17 protein-coding genes are annotated in these 16,964 nt (G+C 67.7%); 9 read left to right on the top strand and 8 right to left on the bottom strand.

From position 1 onward, the window contains the following. Positions 1–11 precede the first annotated feature (11 nt). Together FBY28_RS19805 and FBY28_RS19800 are read right to left on the bottom strand one after the other, a co-directional pair. Entirely contained in the window at positions 12–1,229 is a 1,218-nt protein-coding gene (locus FBY28_RS19805) for a Glu/Leu/Phe/Val dehydrogenase dimerization domain-containing protein (RefSeq protein WP_141869023.1), read from the bottom strand. Between the two features lie 85 nt (positions 1,230–1,314). Continuing rightward, positions 1,315–1,926, bottom strand: coding sequence for a TetR/AcrR family transcriptional regulator (locus FBY28_RS19800; protein WP_141869022.1), 612 nt, complete (start codon positions 1,924–1,926; stop codon positions 1,315–1,317). Positions 1,927–2,145: 219 nt separating this feature from the next. On the opposite strand from FBY28_RS19800, the gene FBY28_RS19795 reads away from it, so the two are divergent. Further along, positions 2,146–3,651 carry an amino acid permease gene (locus FBY28_RS19795; protein ID WP_286178282.1) on the top strand — a complete coding sequence of 502 codons (1,506 nt, stop codon included), beginning with the start codon at positions 2,146–2,148 and terminating at the stop codon, positions 3,649–3,651. Then, positions 3,644–4,891, top strand: coding sequence for an NAD(P)/FAD-dependent oxidoreductase (locus tag FBY28_RS19790; protein ID WP_286178280.1), 1,248 nt, complete (start codon positions 3,644–3,646; stop codon positions 4,889–4,891). Before FBY28_RS19795 ends, FBY28_RS19790 begins: the two co-directional genes overlap by 8 nt. Before the next feature lie 4 nt (positions 4,892–4,895). Here FBY28_RS19790 and upp read toward each other — a convergent pair whose 3' ends face one another. After that, on the bottom strand, positions 4,896–5,528 hold the full coding sequence (gene upp, locus FBY28_RS19785) for a uracil phosphoribosyltransferase (protein ID WP_141869020.1): 633 nt from the start codon (positions 5,526–5,528) through the stop codon (positions 4,896–4,898). A gap of 85 nt (positions 5,529–5,613) precedes the next feature. Here upp and FBY28_RS19780 point away from each other — a divergent pair, with 85 nt between their 5' ends. The 3 genes from FBY28_RS19780 to satS all read left to right on the top strand — a co-directional run bounded on the left by FBY28_RS19780 (position 5,614) and on the right by satS (position 8,240). After that, positions 5,614–5,904: a hypothetical protein gene (locus FBY28_RS19780; protein ID WP_141869019.1), complete on the top strand. Its 291-nt coding sequence runs from the start codon at positions 5,614–5,616 to the stop codon at positions 5,902–5,904. A 1-nt stretch (position 5,905) separates the two neighbouring features. After that, a complete protein-coding gene (locus FBY28_RS19775) occupies positions 5,906–6,907 on the top strand; it encodes a C40 family peptidase (RefSeq protein WP_141869018.1) in 1,002 nt (333 codons plus the stop codon). Between the two features lie 64 nt (positions 6,908–6,971). Then, the gene (gene satS / locus FBY28_RS19770; RefSeq protein ID WP_141869017.1) at positions 6,972–8,240 is read left to right on the top strand and encodes a protein export chaperone SatS; all 1,269 of its coding nucleotides are present in this window, start codon (positions 6,972–6,974) and stop codon (positions 8,238–8,240) included. A gap of 61 nt (positions 8,241–8,301) precedes the next feature. Here satS and FBY28_RS19765 read toward each other — a convergent pair whose 3' ends face one another. From FBY28_RS19765 to FBY28_RS19755, 3 genes are all read right to left on the bottom strand, one after another. Further along, positions 8,302–9,390 (bottom strand): adenosine deaminase, encoded by a 1,089-nt coding sequence (locus FBY28_RS19765; protein WP_141869016.1) that lies wholly within the window; start codon positions 9,388–9,390, stop codon positions 8,302–8,304. A gap of 66 nt (positions 9,391–9,456) precedes the next feature. Next, a complete protein-coding gene (locus FBY28_RS19760; RefSeq protein ID WP_141869015.1) occupies positions 9,457–10,728 on the bottom strand; it encodes a thymidine phosphorylase in 1,272 nt (423 codons plus the stop codon). Continuing rightward, a complete protein-coding gene (locus FBY28_RS19755) occupies positions 10,721–11,122 on the bottom strand; it encodes a cytidine deaminase (protein ID WP_174241686.1) in 402 nt (133 codons plus the stop codon). Before FBY28_RS19755 ends, FBY28_RS19760 begins: the two co-directional genes overlap by 8 nt. Positions 11,123–11,335: 213 nt before the next feature. Between FBY28_RS19755 and sdhC the strand changes: the two genes are divergently transcribed. Genes sdhC through FBY28_RS19735 form a run of 4 tightly spaced genes read left to right on the top strand, consistent with a single transcriptional unit; the run spans position 11,336 to position 14,775 of the window. Next, the gene (gene sdhC, locus FBY28_RS19750) at positions 11,336–11,764 is read left to right on the top strand and encodes a succinate dehydrogenase, cytochrome b556 subunit (RefSeq protein WP_019510104.1); all 429 of its coding nucleotides are present in this window, start codon (positions 11,336–11,338) and stop codon (positions 11,762–11,764) included. After that, on the top strand, positions 11,761–12,228 hold the full coding sequence (locus FBY28_RS19745) for a succinate dehydrogenase hydrophobic membrane anchor subunit (RefSeq protein ID WP_019510105.1): 468 nt from the start codon (positions 11,761–11,763) through the stop codon (positions 12,226–12,228). Before sdhC ends, FBY28_RS19745 begins: the two co-directional genes overlap by 4 nt. Before the next feature lie 16 nt (positions 12,229–12,244). Continuing rightward, the gene (sdhA, locus tag FBY28_RS19740; RefSeq protein ID WP_286178511.1) at positions 12,245–13,996 is read left to right on the top strand and encodes a succinate dehydrogenase flavoprotein subunit; all 1,752 of its coding nucleotides are present in this window, start codon (positions 12,245–12,247) and stop codon (positions 13,994–13,996) included. After that, entirely contained in the window at positions 13,996–14,775 is a 780-nt protein-coding gene (locus FBY28_RS19735; protein ID WP_030134723.1) for a succinate dehydrogenase iron-sulfur subunit, read from the top strand. Before sdhA ends, FBY28_RS19735 begins: the two co-directional genes overlap by 1 nt. A 71-nt stretch (positions 14,776–14,846) precedes the next feature. Here FBY28_RS19735 and FBY28_RS19730 read toward each other — a convergent pair whose 3' ends face one another. Both FBY28_RS19730 and FBY28_RS19725 read right to left on the bottom strand, forming a co-directional pair. Continuing rightward, positions 14,847–15,695, bottom strand: a complete 849-nt coding sequence (locus FBY28_RS19730; RefSeq protein WP_141869014.1) for a type IV toxin-antitoxin system AbiEi family antitoxin — start codon at positions 15,693–15,695, stop codon at positions 14,847–14,849. 103 nt (positions 15,696–15,798) lie between these two features. Further along, positions 15,799–16,896 carry an AI-2E family transporter gene (locus tag FBY28_RS19725; protein WP_141870347.1) on the bottom strand — a complete coding sequence of 366 codons (1,098 nt, stop codon included), beginning with the start codon at positions 16,894–16,896 and terminating at the stop codon, positions 15,799–15,801. Between the last annotated feature and the right edge of the window lie 68 nt (positions 16,897–16,964).

The raw sequence follows: 16,964 nt of genomic DNA, 5'->3' as shown, positions 1-16,964 counted from the left end.
ACGGGATGCGGTCAGGACGGGTACTGGCTGGTGAGCTTTTCCAGTCGCTGGGTTGCCAGCTCGTAGGCTGCGGCGCGGGCGCTGACGCCGCGCTCTCGCGACAGCGCGAACATTTCCGCGCTCAGCTCACGCATGCGGCGTGAAATCTTGTCGAAGGACTGCGTCGCGGTGCCGTCGATATCACCGAAGAGCACCCACCACCACCAGGCGTTGGTCGCCGAGTTGGCGACGAAGTCGGGGACCACGACGATGCCGCGCGCGGTCATCTCCGCCTCGGCATCGGGCAGGACCGGCATGTTGGCCGCTTCCACCACGAGTGCCGACCCGACCTGGGACTGGTTGTCGGCGTTGATGCAGTAGGACGTCGCGGCGGGCACCAACACATCGGCGGGCACCGCCAGCCACTGGTCACCGGCCAGCTCGGTGTCCTCGGCGCGCAGTTGCTCGCGGTCCACCGCCCCGCTCGGGGTGCGGGTCAGCAGCAGACGCTCCACGTCCAGGCCCGCCGGATTGGCCACCACGCCGTGCACGTCTGCGATGCCGACCACCCGGACCCCGGCGCGATGCAGGTAGCGCGCCGTGGCCCCACCCATGGAACCGAAGCCCTGGACGAAGACGCTCGCGCCTTCGGGCTCGAGTCCGCGCTCGGCCATGGCGGCCAGCGCCGCTTCGGCCACCCCGTAACCACCGACCAGCTCGTCGAGCTTGACGCCGTCGACGTCGGTGCCGAAGGCGGTCCGCATGCGTTCTGTGGCCGCGTCCTTGTCCTCGAGCAGGCGGTAGGCCGCATCCACCGAGCTGTTCAGTCCCAGCTGCGCGATGCATTTGTCGACGGTCTCCTGGCGTACGCCGAGGTCCTCGCCCATCGTCCAACGCTGTTCGATGAGCGGCTTCATGGCTTCCAGATAGCGAAAGAGCACCGCATCGGCCTCGGGATCGGCGGAGTCGAAGTCGATGCCGCCCTTGGCTCCGCCGAGGGGGACGTAGTGCGCGCCGTCCTCGTAGTGGATGGCCTCCTTGAGCGTCATGCCGCGGGCCAGACCCCGCACCTCGTCGAGGGTGCAGCCCTTGCGCATGCGCAGACCGCCGCTGCTGACACCGCGGACCAGCCGGTCGAGCACCAGGTATCCGCGCGCACCGGTCTGCGGATCGGTCCAGGTGGCCTCGAAGACCGCTGCGTCGTCCACGGAATCGTTGGCGCCGAGGGCGTTGGGCAGCGACAGGGACATGACAACCTCCACGATTTTCTGACTGACTGAGCAGTCAGTATGCAGAGTGTGACAGATCACGTCAAGGCCGTGATTGCGGCGTGGGTCAGCTGCCGGAGACCGAGGTGCCGAGCTCCATGTCGATCGCCGCGTCCATCCAACGATGGATCTCATCGGCCGAGATCGCCCCGTCCAGGGCGACGGCCTGCACGGCCAGCCCGTCGAGCAGCGAGGTCAGCCGCCAGGCGGCGCCCTGCACATCCGGGGTGTGGAACTCGCCGGCACCGACTCCCTCGGCGACGATCTGGGCGACCGTCTGCCGCCAGCGGATGTCCAGGCCCTGGATCACCTTGCGCAGGTCGGGTTCCCGCAGACCGGCCGACCACGACTCGATCCACAGCCGCCACCCGGTCGCGGTGCCCGTCGGGCCGTATTCGCGCAACACCTCCCGCAACCGGATGCTGTGCGGTTTGCCATCGACAGCGGTCAGCGCCTTCTGCAGATTGGCCAGGTCACGCTCGGCGGCCGCGGCGAAGGCGCGTTCCACCAGGTTCTCCAGGTTCTCGAAGTGGTAGAAGATCAGGCCGGTACTCACACCGAGCTGCTTGGCGATATCCGCGGCGCGCAATCGCCCCACCCCGTGCTCGGTGATGAGGTCGACCGTCGCCGTGACGATGTCGTCATAGCGACCCGGCGCCTGTCGCTGCCCTCGGCTCATTGCCGCACCGTACCGCGTCGAGCACGGCCCATCGCAGCTGGTTCGGACGCGTCCCGCCCGCCTCGGGCACCGACTGCACGCAGGCTTTTCTCGTCACAGGGTTGACAGAGTGTGATGCAGCCCTCAATCTACGTATCACTGACTGTTCGACTAGTCAGTCAATCGTGGTTCTCACACAGGTCGCCGTCGGCGGCCTACGTACCCTGAGGAGTGCCCAACGTGCCGACAACGCCACCGCTGGACTCTGGCGAGTCCGCCAGGCGCCGCGCCGCCGAAGAATGGCTGGAGCTGCACACTGCCGACCACCCCGCCGAGACCCCCGGCGAACAGCTCAAGCGGGTCCTGAAGAGTCGGCACCTGTTCATGATCACGCTGGCCGGCGTCATCGGCACCGGACTTTTCCTCGGCACCGGCCAGGTGATCGGCAGTGCGGGCCCGGGCAGCACGCTCATCGCCTACTGCGTCGGCGGCCTGCTGCTGTATCTGACCATGATCTGCCTGGGTGAGCTGTCCGCGGTGATGCCGGTGTCCGGGTCGTTCCAGGCCCACGCCACCCGATTCATCAGCCCCGAAGCAGGATTCGCCATCGGCTGGATCTACTGGGTCAGCTGGGCCAGCTTCATCGGACTGGAATTCCTGGCGGCCGGAATCGCGATGAAGTTCTGGTTCCCCGACGTGCCGACCTGGATTTTCTCCGCCATCTTCATCGTGGTGCTGTTCCTGGTGAACTGTTTCACGGCCCGCTCGTTCGCCGAGACGGAGTACGCACTGGCGGCGATCAAGGTTCTCGCCGTCGGCGCATTCATCGTCCTCGGCGGTCTGGCCGTGTTCGGCGTCATCCCCCTGCAGGGCCAGCCCGCTCCCCTGCTGTCCAACTTCACCGATCACGGCGGCCTCTTCCCCACCGGCCTCGGCGCCGTCCTTGCCGTGATGATGACCGTCGTCTACACCTTCATGGGTTCAGAGGTGATGGGCGTTGCCGCCGGCGAGACCGAGAATCCGCGCAAGGCTGTGCCACGCGCGGTGCGCACCATCGTGTTCCGACTTGTGTTCCTCTACATGGGCGCCATCCTGGTGCTGACCGCCCTCATCCCGTGGAATCAGCTCGGGCTCGACGAAAGCCCCTTCGTCACCGTCTTCTCCGCTATGGGGATCCCCTATGCCGCCAGCCTGATGAACTTCGTCGTGCTCGTGGCGATCCTGTCCGTCGGCAACACCGGCCTGTACATGTGCACCCGCATCCTGTGGTCGATGTCCAAGGAACAGGCCGCGCCGAAGATGTTCGGCGTCACCACGTCTCGGGGCATCCCGATCGTCGCGCTCGTGGTGACCGTGGCGTTCGGCCTGCTCTCCCTGCTGTCGAGCGTGGTTGCCGCCGACACCCTGTTCGTGTTCCTGATCTCGGTCAGCGGCGTGGGCGGCGCACTGACCTGGATGACGATCGCCTGGGCGCAGCTGCGGTTCCGCCGCCGCTACATTGCGGCGGGTAACAGCGTCGAACACCTTCCGTACGCGGCACCGTTCTTCCCGGCGGCGCCGATCCTGGTCATCGTCATGAACATCGCGGTCTTCATCGCGATGGCCTTCGATGGCACCCAACGGCTTTCACTGATCCTCGGCCTGGGCATGGCACCGGCGTGTTATGCCATCTACCGTTGGTTCCTGCGGCCGCGCATCCAGGCCCGCATCGCCGCCGACACCGTGGGGCATCCGGCCGGTGAGTGAGGCCGACATCGCCGACGTCGCCGTCGTCGGCGCCGGGATGGTGGGCCTGTCGACGGCCTGGTTCCTGCAGAGCCACGGGGTGCGGGTGACGGTGTTCGACGAGGCGACCGCGGGATCGGGGGCCTCCTGGGGTAACGCCGGATGGGTGGCGCCCAGTCTGAGCACACCGCTGACCGATCCGGCGATGCTGGTGCACGGCTTGCGTGGATTGCTGCGGCCGAACTCACCGCTGTTCATCCCGCCACGGATCGACCCGGGTCTGTGGAGATTCCTGCTGAGGTTCGCCCGCCACAGCACACCGGCTCGGTGGCGCGCCGGTCTGCACAGCCTGCTGGGAGTCAATGCGCTGGCGCTACCGGCCTTCGACGAGCTGGCCGCCGGTGGGGTCGACGGGCCGATCGCCGAGGCCGATCCGTTGGTCTACGCCTACGCCGACCCGTCGGGTGCCGCCGCGATGGTTGCCGAGGCGCAGCGGCTCACCGAGCTGGGCCAACGCGTCGACGTCGAACCACTGGCGCTCGACCAGGCCCGCCGACTCGCGCCGATCCTGTCCGATCGGGTCCGCTCGACCTTGTCGCTGCACGGACAGCGTTTCCTCGATCCACCTGGATACACTGCCGCCCTTGCCGATTCGGTCGTCCGACGTGGCGGGGTGCTGCGCGAACGCTGGCCGGTGCGCGAGGTGGCGGCCGAGGGCAACGGCATCCGTGTGCACGGTCGGCGGCACTGCGAACGGTTCGACGCCGTGGTGATCGCCAACGGTGTCGCCCTGCCTGCCCTCGCCCGGCGGCACGGGGTACGCACCCCGATCCGTGCGGCCCGCGGTTACAGCTTCTCGGTGACCGCTGACGAATTACCCTCCGGCCCGGTCTATTTCCCGGGATGTTCGGTGGTCGCCACCCCGATCGGCGAACGGCTGCGACTGGCCGGGACCATGGAGTTCCGAGCGCACCGGTCGCCGCTGGACCCGCGGCGCATCACCGCCATCGTGGAATCGGTGCGTCCGCTGCTGCGTGGCGTACACCTGGATCGACGCACCGAGGCGTGGGTGGGTTCGCGTCCGTCGACCTCCGACGGCCTGCCGCTGGCGGGGCGCACCCGCACACCAGGGGTGTTCGTCGCAGGCGGTCACGCCATGGAAGGGATGACGCTGGGCCCCGTCACCGGCCGGTTGCTGGCCGAGGCCATCGTCACCGGTGTGACACCGACGGCACTTGCCGGATTCGACCCGCTGCGCTGAGGATTCAGCGCGGACCGAACTGCCGGTCACCGGCGTCGCCCAATCCCGGGACGATATAAGCGATCTCGTTCAGCCCGTCGTCCACGGCCGCGGTGATCAGTCGGATACCTGGCGCGGCCTCTTCCAGTGCCGCGATACCTTCGGGCGCGCACACCACGCAGATGGCGGTGATGTCGTCGGCGTTGCGGTCACGCAGCAGACCCAGGGTGTGGGCCATCGATCCGCCGGTGGCCAGCATCGGGTCGAGCACGAAAACCGAACGGCCGCGCAGATCGTCGGGCAGCGACGCCAGGTACGGGGTGGGCTGGTGGGTCTCCTCGTTGCGGGCGATCCCGACGAACCCGACTTGGGCCTCCGGAATCAGCGCATGTGCCTGGTCGACCATGCCCAGCCCGGCCCGCAGCACCGGCACCAGCAGCGGCGGGTTGGCCAACCGGGCGCCGGCCGTCTCGGTCAACGGGGTGCGCACCGGGATCGACTCGGTCGCCGCCTCGCGGGTGGCCTCGTAGACCAGCATCAGGGTCAGGTCCCGCAACGCCGCTCGGAAGGCGGCGTTGTCGGTGCGCTCATCGCGCAGGGCGGTCAGCCGGGCGGCAGCCAACGGGTGATCGACGATCTGGACGTTGAGGTGACCCATGGGCACAGAGACTAGTCGGCACCGGGGGCGGACCCGCACCCGAAACCGGATGGAACCGATCCGCCACCGGCTGCGTCATAACGACATGTTCGTTGATACCGCGACCATCGGAATCCGGGCCGTCGAACTGGCCCGGTTGTCCACCGACCTCGACGCGGTCGCGGCCGACCTCCCGGGGGCGGCCGCGGTGTGCGCCGGCGCGCTCGGTCCGGTCGGGACCGACTTCGTTGCCGCCCTCACCGGTGCCCTGGAGGCGGCGGCGCAGCTGACGCATCGGCTCGCGGCCACCCTGGGCGCCGCCGGCGACACCACCGCGCGCACAGCCGCGGACTATCTGGACACCGACCGGCTGTCCGCGCTGCGGCTCGCGCTCTGACATGCCCACCGCGCTCAGCACCCCGCTGCATCATCTGCTCGCACAGCTCGGGCCGGGCACGCCCGCGCGTCCCGAGGCCGAACTGGCCGTGCTGGGGGCCCGGTTGTCCGAGACCGCAGCGGCGCTCGGTCGCCTGGCCGACGCGCTACCGCAGTCCTGGTCGGGCCCTGCCGCAACGGCGGCGTCGGGATATCTGCGCGAGGTCTCCGATGCACTGCACGCCCTCGCCGAGCATCTCGGTGCGTTGGGCGCCGAGGTCGGCGAGGCCGCCGGGACCGTCACCGCAGTGCGTGCCGAACTCGAACGGCTGATCACCGACTTCGAGGCGCGTGCCGCGGCCCTGCAGGCCCAGCCCGGTGGCGCCGAGGCGGTCGCCGACGAGGCTCAACGTGCCCACGCCGCCGCAAACGGGTTGGTCGGCGATGTCCGCGGCCGGCTGGCAGGCGGTGCGCAGAACCTGGGCACGCCGCCGCCGGCGCTCGCACCGGCCGGCCTGGGTCCGGTGGCGACCGGTTGGGCCGGGGGCGCCCGTCCGGGTTCCGGGCTCGCCGACGCGGTACTGGCCGCGCACCGACAGATCGAGGCGCCGGATGCCGCACAGTTCGGTGCGGGCGAGGCCGTCCGCCTGCCCGACGGCAGCACGGTGGCGGCCCCGAATGCGGTGGCGGCCGGCGCGGTGCGCCACGCCCTCACCCAGCTCGGAGTGCCCTACCAATGGGGTGGCACGACGGCCGGGGTCGGGCTGGACTGCAGCGGGCTGACGCAGTGGGCCTACCGGGAGGCCGGTCTGGACATCCCGCGGCTGGCCCAGGAACAGGACATCGGGGCGGCGGTGGACGCCGGGTCGCTGCGCCCCGGCGATCTGGCCGTCTGGGACGGTCACGTCGCGATGATCGTCGGCAACAACACCATGATCGAGGCGGGTGATCCGGTCCAACTCTCCCCCGTCCGGACCACCAATGCCGGACAGGGGTTCCAGGGTTTCTGGCGTCCCACCGCATGACAGGTTCGGCGCCCAGCCGGGTGTGGCCCGGAACCGCTCAGCATGCATCGTTACGCTATGCGCCATGGCGGCTGACATCGTGCCGGTCCGGCTCGGACTGACCAATGGCGACCTGTACACCCTGTGGGCTCCGCGCTGGCGCGATGCAGGTGACGAATGGGAGGCATTCCTCGGCAAGGACGAAGACATATACGCCTTCGAGTCCGTCGCCGACCTCGCCGCGTTCGTGCGGACGAACGATGACAACGATCTCACCGATCACCCGGCCTGGGCCAAGCTCGTCAAGGCCAACGCGCACCGCTTCGATCCGACCGAGGAGCGCCGGCACGATCTGATCGGGGTTCCCGAGCTCGTCGCCGAGAAGCCGACCGCCGATTCGGTGGCCACCCTGCACGGTGCGCTGGCGCTGGTCTCGGCCATCGGATCGGTGTGCGAACTGCCCACCATCACCAAGTTCTTCAACGGCAACCCGGTGCTGGGCACCCTCGGTGGCGGTATCGAGGCCTTCGAGGGCCGCGCGGGGCGCAAGCGCTGGACCGAGATCGAGGCGGTGATCGGCCGAGCCTGGGACGGTGTGGTCGACACCATCGACGAACTGGTCAGCACACCCGAGGTGAACCAGGCCGAATCGGCCAAGGCCGCCGCCGAGCTGGATGAACCCGCCCCCGAGATGGACGACATCCTCATCGAGGACGACGACGAGGACGTGGTCATCGAGGGCGTGGTCGACACCGAGGAGGAGGAAGACGCGCTCGAGGCCGAGGCCGAACGCCAGGTCCTCGGCAGCGACGACGACTTCTGGACCCAGGTGGGCATCGATCCGATCCGCATCATCACCAGCAGCGGAACCCTGTACACGCTGCGCTGCTATGTCGGCGACGATGCCCGCTTCCTCGGCCGCAACGGTCGCATCAGCGTGTTCAGCTCCGAACGGACGCTGGCCCGCTACCTGGCCGACGAGCACGAGAGCGACCTGTCCGGGTTCAGCTCCTACGAGATCATCCGCACCGCCGCCACCGACGGGTCGCTGCGCGTCGAGGTCACCGACGAGAACATCTACGTGCTCTCCGGCCTGGTCGACGATATCGCCGACGGCCCGGAGGCCGTGGATCGCGACCAGCTGGATCTCGCGCTGGAGCTGCTCAACGACGTCGGCGACTACGCCGAGGACCCCATCGTGTCCAAGGCGCTGGCCGCCGATCAGCCGCTGGGTTCGTTCGTCGCACACGTGCTCGATCCCGCCAAGCCGCGGCCCAAGGGTTCGACGGCGAAGGCCGTCGAACAGTGGGAGGCGCTGGAGCGCTTCGTCGAGTCGCGCCTGCGGACCGAGTGATTTGTGGAGTCGTGCTTTGTGGAGTCAGCCGCGCTGGTGACGGCCGAGACTCCACAAACCGTCAGCCGATCAGCACCGCGTACCGCGGTTTGATCACCCCGTCGATCAGCGCCAGCCGTTCGTCGAAATGCAGGAACGACGACTTCATGGCGTTGATCGTGAACCGCAGCAGATCACTCCAGCCGTAACCGAACGCTTCGACCAGGCGCAACATTTCCTGGCTCATGGTGGTGTCACTCATCAGCCTGTTGTCGGTGTTCACCGTGACCCGGAAACGCGCCCGCGCCAGCAGATCGAACGGGTGCTCGGCGATGCTGTCCACCGCGCCGGTTTGGACGTTGGAGCTCGGGCACAGCTCCAACGGAATTCGCTTGTCCCGCAGCAGCGCCGCCAATCGCCCGAGCTCCAAGGTGCCGTCGTCGGTCACCGTGATGTCGTCGGCGATGCGCACGCCGTGGCCGAGCCGGTCGGCGCCGCAGAAGGCGATGGCCTCGTGGATGGACGGCAGACCGAATGCCTCGCCGGCGTGAATGGTGAAGCGCGCGTTGTTACTTCGCATGTACTCGAAGGCGTCCAGGTGCCGACTCGGCGGATATCCGGCCTCGGCGCCGGCGATGTCGAAACCGACGACCCCGCGGTCGCGGAACCGCACCGCCAGCTCGGCGATCTCCCGGGAGCGGGCGGCGTGCCGCATGGCGGTCACCAGGCAGCGCACCACGATGGGGCGACCGGCACCGGCGGCGGCCTTCTCCCCCTCGGCGAACCCGTCGAGCACGGCGTCGACGACCGCGTCGAGGGACAGTCCCCCGTCGATATGCAGTTCGGGGGCGAAGCGCACCTCGGCGTAGACCACGTTGTCCTCGGCCAGATCTTCGACACACTCGTAGGCCACCCGGTGCAGCGCCTCCGGTGTCTGCATCACCCCGACGGTGTGCGCGAACGGCTCCAGATAGCGCACCAGCGAACCGCTGTGGGCGGCGGTGCGGAAGAAGGTGGCCAACTCGTCGGCGTCGGTGGCAGGCAGGTCCGCATAGCCGGTCTGCTCGGCCAGGTCCAGCACCGTCGCGGGCCGCAGCCCGCCGTCGAGGTGGTCGTGCAGGAGGGCCTTGGGAGCCTGTTTGATGAGGTCCAGCGTCAATGGCGTGCTCATCTGTCCATCTTCCTCGTTCACGCAACCGGGCGCCGCCCAGTTAACCGAACCGTCGCCCGCGCGCCATCAACCGATCCGGTCGATGATCAGCGGCCCGATCCGCGGCGGATGCGCGCCCACGCTCCACCCACCGTCGAGCTCGGCCAGCGCCGGCGCCAGCCGTTCGGGGGTGTCGGTGTAGAGCGTGAACAGAGTCTCGCCCGCGGCGACCGGATCTCCGGGCCGCCGGTGGATGCGTACCCCGGCGCCGAACTGCACCGGCTGCCCTGGAGCCGCGCGACCGGCACCGAGCCGCCAGGCCGCCATCGCCACCGACATCGCGTCGATATCGCCCATCACGCCACCGGCGCCGGCGGTCACCGTCTCGGCATGCGCGCCGATAGGCAGGGGCGCGGTGAGATCTCCGCCCTGGGCGGCGACGAGCTCCCGGAACCGGTCCATGGCGGTGCCGTCGTTCAGCGTCCGCGCGGGATCGACATCCTCGATGCCCGCGGTGGCGAGCATCTCGACGGCCAGCGCGACGGTCAGCTCGACGACATCATCCGGTCCGCCGCCGGCGAGCACCTCCAGGGACTCGGCCACCTCCAGTGCGTTGCCGACCGTGCGGCCCAGTGGCCGGTTCATATCGGTCAGCAGCGCCCGGGTCGGCACACCACTGGCGTTGCCGAGTTCCACCATGGTGGCGGCCAATTCGCGGGATTCGGCCTCGGTCTTGAGGAACGCGCCCTTGCCGACCTTGACGTCGAGCACCAACGAGGAGGCCCCCTCGGCGAGCTTCTTGCTCATCACCGAGCTGGCGATCAGCGGCAGTGACTCGGTGGTGGCGGTGATGTCGCGCAGCGCGTAGATCTTGCGGTCCGCCGGGGCCAGCTCACCGGCGGCGAAGATCGCCGCCCCCACCCCGGCCAACTGACTGCGGATCTGCGCCGTGGACAGTTCGGCGGTGAATCCGGCGATGGACTCCAGCTTGTCCAGGGTGCCGCCGGTGTGACCGAGTCCGCGGCCGGCGGCCTGCGGAACCGCTGCGCCACAAGCCAGTACCACCGGTACCAGGGGGATGGTGATCTTGTCGCCGACACCGCCGGTGGAGTGTTTGTCGACCGTCGGGCGTCCGAGATCGCCGAAGTCGAAGCGTTCGCCGGAATTGATCATCGCCGCGGTCCAGCGCGTGATCTCCGCCGGTGTCATGCCGCGCAGGAAGATCGCCATCAGCAGCGCCGACATCTGCTCGTCGGCCACCGCCCCGCGGGTGTAGCCGTCGATCACCCAGTCGATGGCCGCATCGGCGAGTACACCGCCGTCCCGCTTGGTCCGGATGATCGACGGTGCGTCAAACATTGCGCTCCAGATCGTCAGGGCCGAACGCGTCGGGCAGCAGTTCGGCGAGCCGTTTCGGGCCGGCGGGATGGTCGATCAACATGTCCGGTCCGCCGTGCTCGTAGAGCACCTGCCGGCACCGACCACATGGCATCAGCGGAGCCCCGTCGGCGGCCACACAGCTCAGCGCGATCAGCCGGCCGCCACCGCCCGAATGCAGGGCGCAGACCACAGCGCACTCGGCACAGAGACCTAGGCCATATGAGACATTCTCCACATTGCATCCGCGGATTATTCGGCCGTCATCGACTATTGCCGCAGCTCCGACGGGAAACCCGGAGTATGGCGCGTACGCCCGTCGAGAAACATCAATTGCGTTGCCGCGCAGCGCAATCCAATCGATTTCAGCAGCCATTCGATGTCCGTTCATCTTCATCTGAATGCATTCCGAACACGCCCACCACCGGAGGGCGAACCAAGGTAGGTAACCCTAACTTTGTGGTACAAGGGGCGCCCGCACACCCAGGCTAGTTCTTCAGCGGCTCCAAATGGGATTAGAGTCGCCCCGAGGTTTGGGGTAGGAATCAGCCTTCTCCCCAACCGTCCACCGAAGGCGTTGGAGGACTCAATGAGCACAGCCACGGCCGCGGAATCCGATATCCCGGCACCGCGATCGAAACCGGCGCGCCGCCGCAGTCTGTACCGCGGCGACCCAGGCATGTGGAGCTGGGTGTTGCATCGCATCACCGGTGCCACGATCTTCTTCTTCCTACTGGTGCATGTGCTCGACACCGCACTGGTCCGGGTCAGCCCCGAGGCGTACAACTCGATCATCGAGACCTACAAGACGCCGATCATCGGGCTCATGGAGATCGGCCTCGTGGCCGCAGTGCTGTATCACGCACTCAACGGCATCCGGGTCATCCTCATCGACTTCTGGGCCAAGGGGCCCAAGTATCAGCGCAAGATGTTGTGGGTCATCGCCGGCGTCTGGCTGGCCGTGATGATCCCGTCCCTGGGAGTGATCGGTATGCACATGGCGGAGCGGTTCCTGTGAGCGAGGCCTGGACTCCGCACCACAAGGAGGGGCGCATCGCCCCGGTGCAGGAGAAAGAGCACGACCGGCCGGCGAGCCTCGATCACCCGCGCGCACCGCGCAGGCCGCGCGGCATCCCGTACTTCGAGAAGTACGCCTGGCTGTTCATGCGGTTCTCCGGCGTCGCCCTGGTCTTCCTGGCGCTGGGCCACCTGTTCATCATGCTGCTCTGGGAAGACGGCGTGTACCGCATCGACTTCAACTATGTCGCCGAGCGCTGGGCCTCACCGTTCTGGCAGATCTGGGACATGGCGCTGCTGTGGCTGGCCATGATCCACGGCGCCAACGGCATGCGCACCATCATCGGTGACTACGCCCGCAAGAACACCACCAAGTTCTGGCTGAACTCGCTGCTGCTGTTGGCCACCGGCTTCACGCTGGTGCTGGGCAGCTACGTGCTCGTCACGTTCGACGCCAATATCTAGCTAGGGACGCAGGATGATTCAAGAACATCGTTATGACGTCGTCATCGTCGGTGCCGGCGGCGCGGGTATGCGTGCCGCCGTCGAGGCCGGACCGCGCGCCCGCACCGCCGTGCTGACCAAGCTCTACCCGACCCGCAGTCACACCGGCGCAGCCCAGGGCGGCATGTGCGCGGCGCTGGCCAACGTCGAGGAAGACAACTGGGAATGGCACACCTTCGACACCGTCAAGGGTGGGGATTACCTCGCCGACCAGGACGCCGTCGAGATCATGTGCAAGGAAGCCATCGACGCGGTCTATGACCTGGAGAAGATGGGGATGCCGTTCAACCGCACCCCCGAGGGCCGCATCGACCAGCGCCGCTTCGGTGGTCACACCCGCGACCACGGCAAGGCCCCGGTCCGCCGGGCCTGTTATGCCGCCGACCGCACCGGCCACATGATCCTGCAGACCCTGTACCAAAACTGCGTCAAGCACGATGTCGAGTTCTTCAACGAGTTCTACGCCCTCGACGTCGTCCTGACCGAAACCCCCGGCGGCCCGGTGGCCACCGGTGTGGTCGCCTACGAGCTGGCCACCGGTGACATCCACGTCTTCCACGCCAAGGCGATCGTCTTCGCCACCGGCGGATCGGGGCGGATGTACAAGACGACCTCCAACGCGCACACCCTCACCGGTGATGGCCTGGGCATCATCTTCCGCAAGGGACTTCCCCTGGAGGACATGGAGTTCCACCAGTTCCACCCGACAGGTCTTGCCGGGCTGGGCATCCTGATCTCCGAGGCCGTGCGCGGTGAGGGCGGACGTCTGCTCAACGCCGACGGTGAGCGGTTCATGGAGCGCTACGCCCCGACCATCGTCGACCTGGCCCCGCGTGACATCGTCGCCCGCTCGATGGTGCTCGAGGTGCTCGAAGGCCGCGGCGCCGGACCGAACAAGGACTACGTCTACATCGACGTGCGCCACCTCGGTGAGGACGTGCTGGAGGCCAAGCTGCCCGATATCACCGAGTTCGCCCGGACCTACCTCGGTGTGGATCCGGTGACCGAACTGGTGCCGGTCTACCCCACCTGCCACTACGTGATGGGCGGCATCCCGACCAACGTCAACGGCCAGGTGCTGCGCGACAACACCAACGTCATCCCCGGCCTGTACGCCGCAGGGGAATGCGCGTGCGTGTCGGTGCACGGCTCCAACCGGCTGGGCACCAACTCGCTGCTCGACATCAACGTGTTCGGCCGTCGCGCCGGCATCGCGGCCGCCGAGTACGCGCTCAACCACAACCACGTCGACATGCCGGAGAACCCGGCGAACATGGTCGTCGACTGGGTCGGCGACATTCTCTCCGAGCACGGCAACGAGCGCGTCGCCGACATCCGCACGGCTCTGCAGCAGTCGATGGACAACAACGCCGCGGTGTTCCGCACCGAGGAGACTCTCAAGCAGGCCCTGACCGACATCCATGCGCTCAAGGAGCGTTACTCGCGGATCACGGTGCAGGACAAGGGCAAGCGCTACAACAGCGACCTGCTGGAGGCCATCGAGCTCGGCTTCCTGCTGGAGCTGGCCGAGGTGACCGTCGTCGGCGCGTTGAACCGCAAGGAATCTCGTGGCGGCCACGCGCGTGAGGACTACCCGAACCGCGATGACACCAACTACATGCGTCACACGATGGCCTACAAAGAGGGCACCGATCTGCTGAGCGATATCCGGTTGGACTACAAGCCCGTGGTCCAGACCCGCTACGAGCCGATGGAACGGAAGTACTGATGACTGCTGTCATTGAACCCGACACCAAGAGCCCCGAGCTGCCGCCCGTCCCCGACGGCGCGGTCATGGTCACGCTGAAGATCGCCCGGTTCAACCCGGACGCCCCCGACGAGGCCGGCTACCAGAGCTTCCGGGTCCCGTGCCTGCCGAGTGACCGGCTGCTGAACCTGCTGCACTACGTGAAGTGGTACCTCGACGGCACACTGACGTTCCGCCGGTCCTGCGCGCACGGGGTGTGCGGCTCGGATGCCATGCGCATCAACGGGGTGAACCGGTTGGCGTGCAAGGTGCTGATGCGGGACCTGCTGCCCAAGAAGGCTTCAAAGCAGCTGACGATCACGATCGAGCCTATCCGCGGTCTGCCCGTGGAAAAGGATCTGATCGTCAACATGGAGCCCTTCTTCGACGCTTACCGCGCGGTGAAGCCGTTCCTGATCACCAGCGGTAACGCGCCGACCAAGGAGCGTGTGCAGAGCGCGACCGACCGCGCCCGCTTCGACGACACCACCAAGTGCATCCTGTGCGCGTGCTGCACCACGTCGTGCCCGGTGTACTGGAGCGAGGGCTCGTACTTCGGCCCGGCCGCGATCGTCAACGCGCACCGCTTCATCTTCGACTCGCGCGACGAGGGTGCCGCCGAGCGCCTCGACATCCTCAACGAGGTCGACGGGGTGTGGCGCTGCCGCACCACCTTCAACTGCACCGAGGCCTGCCCGCGTGGCATCCAGGTGACTCAGGCGATCCAAGAGGTCAAGCGCGCCCTGATGTTCGCGCGCTAGGTATTTCCGCCCCGAGTGTTGGCTTGTGTACCAAGATCCGCCTGGATCTGGCATACAAGCCAACACTCGTTTCAGCACAGTGCCCCTGCCGCTCTCAACTCGGTCTGGACCCGTCGAATGATCGTCGCCCGCCGGTACCGGAGCAGGTCCGCGCCGACCCTGACGATCCGCCAGCCGCAGTCCCGGTACGCCACGTCCTGCTCGATATCGAGTGTCCGCTGCCGGGGGTCGGTCCAATGCTGTGCACCGTCGTACTGGACGCCGACCTTGTACTCGGGCCACCCCATGTCGAGCCGGCCCACCAGACTGCGACCGTCATAGACGTCGATCTGAGTTCGCGACGGGCGCATCCCGGCCTGCGTCAGAACCAAGCGCAGCCGGGTCTCCTGTGGCGACTCGGCACCGGCATCGGCAAGGGCGAGAACCTCCCGTAACTGACGGATGCCTCGGACTCCCCTGTGTTGCAGCGCCAGGGACTCGACGTCGGCGATCGTGAGCTTCACTGCCTGCAGGATGGCATCGACGCGGATGACGGCCGTGGTGAGGCCCCTCCGACGGCCGAGGTCGAACGCTGTGCGTGCCGGCGATGTCAATCGGATCCCCTGCCGCTGTGCAACCTCTGCGGGCAGGAGTTCGTCGCTGTGGATGACAATCCCGGTCGGAGCGGAGCGACTCGACTGGTTGAGCTCGGCAGGATGTACGGCGTCAATCCACTTGCAGCCGTGCAGCGCCGCCGCTGACAGCCCAGCTGCCACACCTCGGCGTCGCGACCACAGCCAGGCCGCGCGCGCTTTGTCCAGTGGGGTCAACACCGTCCCGCGGGCCACGTAGACGTCGCGATGGACAGCGTCGTACTGCGTGCGTAACTGATAGCGGTTCAGTGCACCCGCCGCCAGCGCCTCCGAACCCAGAAACACCATGTTGACTCAGACGCATCGGTCCACCGCACGGTTCCACTGCAATCGAAAGTCGAGTTGTGTACCGAGTTCGACCGAATATTGACACATAACCCGACACTCGGCGCTACTCGGGCGGGGGCTCCGGCCCGATGTTCTCCCCCGCCATCTCGGCGACCTGCTCGTCGTAGTACCTGATGATCACCGCGACCGCCGCGGCCACCGGCACCGCCAGGAACGCGCCGATGACACCGAACGTCGATGCCCCCAGGGTCACCGCCAGCAGCACGATCACCGCGTGCAGCTTCATCGACTTCGACTGCAGCCACGGCTGCAGCACGTTGCCCTCCAGCTGTTGCACCGCGATGATGACGCCGAGCACCAGCAGCGCATTGATCGGCCCGTTGGCCACCAACGCGATCAGGACGGCCAGACCGCCCGCGACGAAGGCACCCACGATCGGTACGAAACCGCCGATGAAGGTGATGATGGCCAGGGCGTAGGCCAGCGGCACGCCGAGGATCACCAGGCCGACCCCGATCAGCACGGCGTCCACCAGACTCACCAGCGCCTGGGTGCGGATGAACCCGCCCAGGGTGTCCCAGATCCGCGCCAGCACCTCGGCCAGATGCCGCGCGCCGGGATGACCGACCGAGCGCCGCAGCCACGGGATGAACCGCGGGCCATCCTTGAGCAGGAAGAACAGCACCACGATGGTGGTGAACAGGGTCACCAACGCCGAGGTGGCCGCACCGACGCCGGTGAACACGCCGCTCGCGATCTGGCTGCTGCTGGAGTTCAACTGGTCGTTGATCGCGGTGACAGCCGAGTCCAGTTGCGCCTCGCTGATATTGAGCGGCGGGCCGCCCAACCAGTCCCGGACCTGGACCACACCGGCGGTCGCCTGCTCGGCCAGTTCGGTCGACTGCTCGACGATCGCGGGCGCCACCGCCGCGATCATGCCGACGATCACCCCGATCGCCACCAAGAGCATCAGCAGCGCCGCCGCCGCGGGCGGGACGCCCTTGGACCGCATCCAGCGGACCGGCGGCCACAGCACGGTGCAGACCACCACGGCCAGCGCCACGGGAAGGATGATCACCCACGCCTCGCCGACCACCCAGGCCAAGATCCACAGGGCCGCCGACACCGCGACAATCTGGACGGAGACCGTCGCGGCCGATCGGAGGTGGGCACCGAACACCGAGCCCCGGCTCGGCAGCATGTCAGTCACGCTTCATCTCTACCCGCACGCACCCGTTTCGAACTAGCACCTCGGTCACAAATCGATCC

The organism is Arthrobacter sp. SLBN-53 (assembly GCF_006715585.1).
Lineage (GTDB): Bacteria > Actinomycetota > Actinomycetes > Mycobacteriales > Mycobacteriaceae > Mycobacterium > Mycobacterium neoaurum_A.
The sequence above is the reverse complement of the archived record's forward strand: the minus strand, read 5'-3'. Positions and strand labels throughout refer to the sequence as shown.

Coding starts and splice junctions, on each gene's coding strand:
- FBY28_RS19805 (WP_141869023.1), bottom strand. CDS start 1,229: ATGTCCCTGTCGCTGCCCAACGCCCTCGGCGCCAACGATTCCGTGGAC.
- FBY28_RS19800 (WP_141869022.1), bottom strand. CDS start 1,926: ATGAGCCGAGGGCAGCGACAGGCGCCGGGTCGCTATGACGACATCGTC.
- upp (WP_141869020.1), bottom strand. CDS start 5,528: ATGGGTCACCTCAACGTCCAGATCGTCGATCACCCGTTGGCTGCCGCC.
- FBY28_RS19780 (WP_141869019.1), top strand. CDS start 5,614: ATGTTCGTTGATACCGCGACCATCGGAATCCGGGCCGTCGAACTGGCC.
- FBY28_RS19775 (WP_141869018.1), top strand. CDS start 5,906: ATGCCCACCGCGCTCAGCACCCCGCTGCATCATCTGCTCGCACAGCTC.
- satS (WP_141869017.1), top strand. CDS start 6,972: ATGGCGGCTGACATCGTGCCGGTCCGGCTCGGACTGACCAATGGCGAC.
- FBY28_RS19765 (WP_141869016.1), bottom strand. CDS start 9,390: ATGAGCACGCCATTGACGCTGGACCTCATCAAACAGGCTCCCAAGGCC.
- FBY28_RS19760 (WP_141869015.1), bottom strand. CDS start 10,728: ATGTTTGACGCACCGTCGATCATCCGGACCAAGCGGGACGGCGGTGTA.
- FBY28_RS19755 (WP_174241686.1), bottom strand. CDS start 11,122: ATGGCTGCTGAAATCGATTGGATTGCGCTGCGCGGCAACGCAATTGAT.
- sdhC (WP_019510104.1), top strand. CDS start 11,336: ATGAGCACAGCCACGGCCGCGGAATCCGATATCCCGGCACCGCGATCG.
- FBY28_RS19735 (WP_030134723.1), top strand. CDS start 13,996: ATGACTGCTGTCATTGAACCCGACACCAAGAGCCCCGAGCTGCCGCCC.
- FBY28_RS19730 (WP_141869014.1), bottom strand. CDS start 15,695: ATGGTGTTTCTGGGTTCGGAGGCGCTGGCGGCGGGTGCACTGAACCGC.
- FBY28_RS19725 (WP_141870347.1), bottom strand. CDS start 16,896: ATGCTGCCGAGCCGGGGCTCGGTGTTCGGTGCCCACCTCCGATCGGCC.